Origin of the sequence: Aureimonas psammosilenae (assembly GCF_009176975.1) — a bacterium.
Lineage (GTDB): Bacteria > Pseudomonadota > Alphaproteobacteria > Rhizobiales > Rhizobiaceae > Plantimonas > Plantimonas psammosilenae.
The window spans coordinates 1-5,806 of record NZ_WEZG01000034.1; the positions used below are offsets into that span (position 1 = coordinate 1).

The 5,806-nt window shown below is 40.4% G+C and carries 3 protein-coding genes; all 3 read left to right on the top strand.

Annotated features, from left to right (window positions below):
• The coding region (locus F9929_RS23740; protein WP_210251393.1) for a hypothetical protein at window positions 1-725 on the top strand (725 nt) is incomplete at its 5' end.
• A 15-nt stretch (window positions 726-740) separates the two neighbouring features.
• Entirely contained in the window at window positions 741-1,580 is an 840-nt protein-coding gene (locus tag F9929_RS23745) for a phage tail domain-containing protein (RefSeq protein ID WP_152049031.1), read from the top strand.
• 18 nt (window positions 1,581-1,598) lie between these two features.
• A partial coding sequence (locus F9929_RS24240; RefSeq protein ID WP_193227905.1) for a phage tail protein occupies window positions 1,599-5,806 on the top strand: 4,208 nt, incomplete at its 3' end.

A 5,806-nucleotide genomic window follows, 5' to 3' on the forward strand; every position in this document is an offset into this window, starting at 1 on the left:
CATCAGCTATGAATAGCTTGGCTTCGACTGTAACTAGTGGGATGAACAAGATTAACAGTACTGTTCAATCTGCTGGGAATAAGATGGGTTCATCGTTTACAAACTCATTCAACAAACTTAAAAGAGAAGCTCAAAGTGGCATGAGCGGCGTTCGTTCGGCTGTTCAAAACGGCATGAATGGTGCAGTTTCAGTAGCAAGCAGTGCGGGCAATCGTATGGTGTCAATTATGCAGAGCACAAGTGGTGGGATGCGTTCAGCTGGTTATTATGCAGGCGCTGGTTTTGCTAGTGGTCTGTCTAGTTCAGCAGGTTCAATTTATGCAGTAGCGAATGGCATTGCTGCACGAGTACAATCAACAATTCGTAGAGCATTAAACATCCACTCACCATCTCGTGTGATGAAAGAACTCGGTGGCTATACTGGTGAAGGATTCGCTATTGGTATGTCTGGCTGGATCGGTAAAATCAACGACATCAGTAAAGAGTATGCATTGGCCGTTACTGACCAAAAATGGGGTGTTAACAGTTCCATGACAATTGCTGGAAGTGTTAGCACTTCGGGTATTTCAAGTTCGCTTGATAGTTTATCAGACGAAGTGAAAAATACTAGCTTATCTGAGCCGATGTTTGAAATTCACAATGAAATGGTCGGCGACAAGATTTATACAACGGTCAAGGAGAGGGAAGCTCGTGAACACGCTAAAAATGATTTTTTCAACTACTAGGAAGGGGGCAAAAAATTGGATTTATTGATTGAAAAAGGTACGACATCAGTCAAACTTTCTGAATATGGCTTTTATAATATCGCCATTGAAGAAAGCGCCCCCGAAATCTCACTAGACCACCGCTCCGTGACGGGAAGAAACGGAATGGTGTTTGGTGGTGCGACTTTTACCACTAAACAGATTAAAGTAACGGGGCGTGTATCTGTTGCGACTATCCAAGATTTTTTTGCAAAACAAGATGACGTAAGCGGCCTGTTATTAAGTGACGAGCCGTTTTATATCACCAAGATGTATCCTAACAATGCTGATTTTTATAACTTTCAAACCCCCGGGGAAACTACGGGGGATTTGAATATCACTGGACAACCGCACACGGCGTGGCATTACCGCTGGAAAGTCACAGGCAGCAGCCCAATTTTTGAATTTGTCGGAAATTCAGGACAAGGCTTGAAGTATAATTTTTCAGTTACGTTCACTACTGCTGAAATGCCGTTTGGAGAAACAAAACCCAAAGACATTACGTTAAGTGGTGGGAGTTTCCAATATCGAGGCACTGCTAGTTTATCACAGTTAGAAGTGCCTTATACCGTTGAGCTAACCTCGTCTGGTGGTCAGTCTAGCTTTTACCTTGAAATAGGCAAGCGAAGATTTGAGTACACGCAGTCAGGTAATATCAATTCTGGTGATGTTTTTAAAATCACGGGAATCGGAACAACTAAAAATCTAGTTAACGTCAATGCTAAAACCAACTACGGTTGTTTTGTGATTGAGCCAACACCAACAAAAACAGTCACTTATAAGACTAATTTCAATGGCGCTATTAAAATTTTAGGCTTTAAAGAACTTTATAAATAAAAATAGTGAGGTGATAGATTGATTACATTTTTAGATGAAAACGATGCTGAATATGGCGCTTTGGCAACTATCAAAGCAACTAACGCAGTAAATGGCGAAAGGTCAATAACTGGCGAAATCATTTCAGGGGATATTGTACTTTCCCGCATTGAACGGGGCTGGCGTTTGCGTTTTGAAGATGAATACTATGTCGTGACTTTTGCCAAACCAATTGACGAAGGAAAAAATGTACAAGTGTCTTTTGACGCCGTTCATCAGTTCTTCTGGGATTTTGGGAAATCATCAGTCTATGACCAGTTGAGCGATGGTTCTCATACGTTCAGGGCTTATCTTGATTTTATCTTTAACGGCAGTGGATATAGGTATGACATCGAATCTTCTTTGACGGTTAAAGCGTTTGAAAAACAATCATTCGGTTATAAAAACCGATTGAGTTTGTTTAACGATATTATCACTTCATCAGGCGTTGAATTTCAAGTCAATGGAAAAGTTGTGCGAATACTAGCCAAGGTCGGCACTGATTTATCAACGGTTGTCCGTAAAAATTTCAACCTAAACGAGCTAGGAATTGAAAAGAATATCGGTGACTTTGTTACCTATCAAAAAGGCTTTGGGGCGTATTTTGACGAAGAAGACCACTCTAAAGGCCGCTTGATCGCTGAATACACTAGTCCTCTAGCAAGCGTTTATGGAAAATTAGAAGCAGACCCGCTTGTAGATGAACGCTACAAGCAACCAGAAAGCTTGTTGAGCGCTTTAAAAGAGACCGTGGACAATTCTTACACTATCTCGGTTAGTTTGGACATGGAAGACTTAACACGGGCAGGTTATCGCTATACGCAGCCTGTTGCGGGTGATTACATCATGGCAATTAATGAAACGCTTGGATTTAAAGAAAAAATCCGAATCGTTTCGTTTACGAGTGAATATGATGTATCTGGGCAACTTATTAAACACACAGTGACCTGCAACGATATTGGCTCTGTTAAAAAGCTATCAGCTAGTTACACGCAGACCCAGCACCAAGCAGCAAATGCTGAAGTAAATGCCAATACTGCTTACGAATTTGCCAACAAGGCGCTTGTTTCTGCAAACGGTAAAAATACTAATTATTACGGCGATACTTTTCCAGTGGATAATCCAAAAGGCACGCTTAAAAAAGGGGATTTGCTCTTTTTAACAGTTGGCGATACTGTCAAGCAATACTATTGGAATGGTGCAGATTGGGTAATCAATCCAGTTCTTGATGACGTTGAGGCATTCAAAGAACAGATTGCTGATGAACTAAAAGACGTCCCAAACCGTGAGGAATTTGAAAACAAAATTTCTGAGGAATTGGCTAACTCAAAAGCTGAAATCGAAACGCAGATTGAAACGGCCAAAACGCAAGCTGAAAGCAACGCTAAAGAATACGCAGACACGATTAACCAAGAAACAACCAAGGTAGCAGAGCTTGCCAATGCAGCAGCTGGTGAAATCAAGGCTGACTTGGTGAACGTTAAGAACAACTTAACTGATACAAGTCTTGTCGCAAACAATGCCCAAGCATCAGTTGATAAAGCTAAGCAAGACCTTGCCAACTCGGTGGCTGCAGTCAATACCAAGGTGGATAGTACCAAAGCAGAACTCACACAAGCTAAACAAGACTTGACGAGCCACGCCCAACAATTGCAGACGCAAGCCAATGCCCAAACGGAATTGACCAACCGTGTGACGACTGTTGAAACGACTGCTAACGGCACGAAAACAACAGTCAATGAACTAACTAAAACCGTGGCGCAAAACGGCAAAGACATCACTAGTGTTACTGCACGAACCAAAAAAGTTGAAGATGACCTACTTAACACGAAAACAACGCTATCTCAAGTTAAGACGACTGCTGACAGCACCAGTCAAAAAACGGCAACGTTGGAAACTGGGTTGGATGGGTTGAGTGCGAAGTTTGAAACTTTGAAAGTTGGTAGTCGAAACTATTTCAAAAATTCAAAATCACGTAAATACTATATCGACAATACAGAAACACAAGACGTCAGAACTTATATTGATGATGAATTTTGGAAAAATGATACTCGTTTTACTAAAGACTACGTAAGAATGTCTTTTGATATTGCTTTCAATCCAGCTTTGCCGTCAGATTTCACAACGAATGTCCATTTTAGTGCTAGTCCTTGGTATAACTGCGGTGGCATTACATTTAAAGGTGGCACAACCGCCCTACAACACTTTGATTTGAAATTTAACTTGAGCGGTGCTGGTAATAGCTACAAAACAGATAACGTATTTATTCGTTTACATAATACACTTCCACTCAATACAGCCGTAAGTCTTGAAAATTTTAATCTCTACTTATCCGCAGTAGTTGAAGACTATACCCAAAATGAAGCTGACATTGAATCCAAAGTTGCTGAATACAAACAGACCGCAGACCAAAACTATGCAAGCTTACAATCTAATTTGCAAACTTTAGATGGTACGGTTAAGCAAAATAAGTCAGAGTTTGACCAAACAGCAAGCCAATTAAAGACTACTATTTCAGCGGTTGAAGGGAAAATTCCAACAGACGTTTCAACACGGAATCTTATCTTAAAATCAAACGACTTCGCAAACCCCCATAAGCAAAACGGCGCTAACACAACAGTAACATCAACTGATGAATATTTCGTTGTTAAAAGCGCAGGCTACACAGCTAACGTTTGGGGCGGTATGTCGTGGAATATGTCTATCTCTGAAATGAAAGCTGGTGAACAATTCTCTATTTTGATGCCAGTCTATATTGATAGTTCAGTTCCTATGGACGGTAGTTGGGCTTTCATTATAAAAAATCATACATTAAATTCAGCAGCATATAGTTATGATATCCCAACTAACAAAAAAGACCAGTGGTTTAATGTTGCAATCACGTTTAAAGCTTATAAAGATGTCGTTTTTGATGCTTATCCATTTTATATTTGCCTAGTCAAAAATGGGTTGGTACGTATTAAACCACCTATGCTTGTGCGTGGCAGTTTAATACCATCAGACTATCAGCCTGCTTTTGAAGACACCGAATCAGACATCAACACGCTATCTAGTCAAATTAAACAGACTGCAGACGGCATGACCTTGCTCGCTACAAAGACAGAACTCAATACGTTAAGCGGTCGTGTGACAACTGCTGAAAACAACATCGTGGCGAAAGCTAACGAGTTAAGTAGTAAGATTACGAGTGTTGAGGGTAAAATTCCGACGAGCGTATCTCAGAGAAACGTAGTACAAGGGACATCTGATAAGTGGACGTCATTTGTTAATATTACTACCAATAATAACTGGTGTTACGATTTAGCAACTGTAAAATACGGCGATAAAACTGGTATATACGCTGGCACAACTATTAATATCTTTGTTTATCTGTCTGCGGATGAAATTACACTAAGTGGGTCAAATGCACGTATCATTATACAAGGTATGATTATTAACAAGAGCGGTACTGAAACATGGACAAACTGGGATAAGTATCATCCGTTTTATAATAAATGGTCATCTAATATTGTCTCTGGTAACAATTATAGGGTAGTTAAATTATCAGCAAAAGTAACCAATGATAGCTATTCAAACATCAATGGGTTCAAGATAGGTATTCGTATCGATGGTGCTCAATCTGGTAAGTTCCACTATAGAGCTTTGATGGTCACGACTGGTGACGTTTTTTCTGATTACTGGCAACCAGCGCCAGAAGACGCGATTAGTCAAATCAGCACCTTATCTAGTGAATTGAAACAAACAACAGATTCAATCACCGCAAGTGTACAAAGTCTTGATAATAGCACAGTCAAGAGTTCAAGTCTGACTATTAACACAAATGGAGTGGTTATCAAAGCTGGCAAGTCACCCAGTGATTTTGCAAATGCGATTGGTTCTTATTTTGCTGTTAATCAAAATGCTATCAACCTGTTTTCAGATAAAATCAATGTTAAGGGAAGCATGATTGTCAGCGGAGCGATTACTAGTGATAAAATTGCCAGCAAGTCAATTAACACAGCACACCTCAACGGTAAAATCATTACCGCCGATGTGATCTCAAGTAATGCCGTGACGGCTGACGCTATCAAGGCTGGTGCAGTCACCACTGATAAAATGAGCGCAAACAGTATCAATGGCGACCGAATTACCGCTGGCACATTGGATGCAGCCAAAATCAAAGCTGGCAGCATTACAGCTAGTCAAATTGCGAGTGGCACAATTACCAG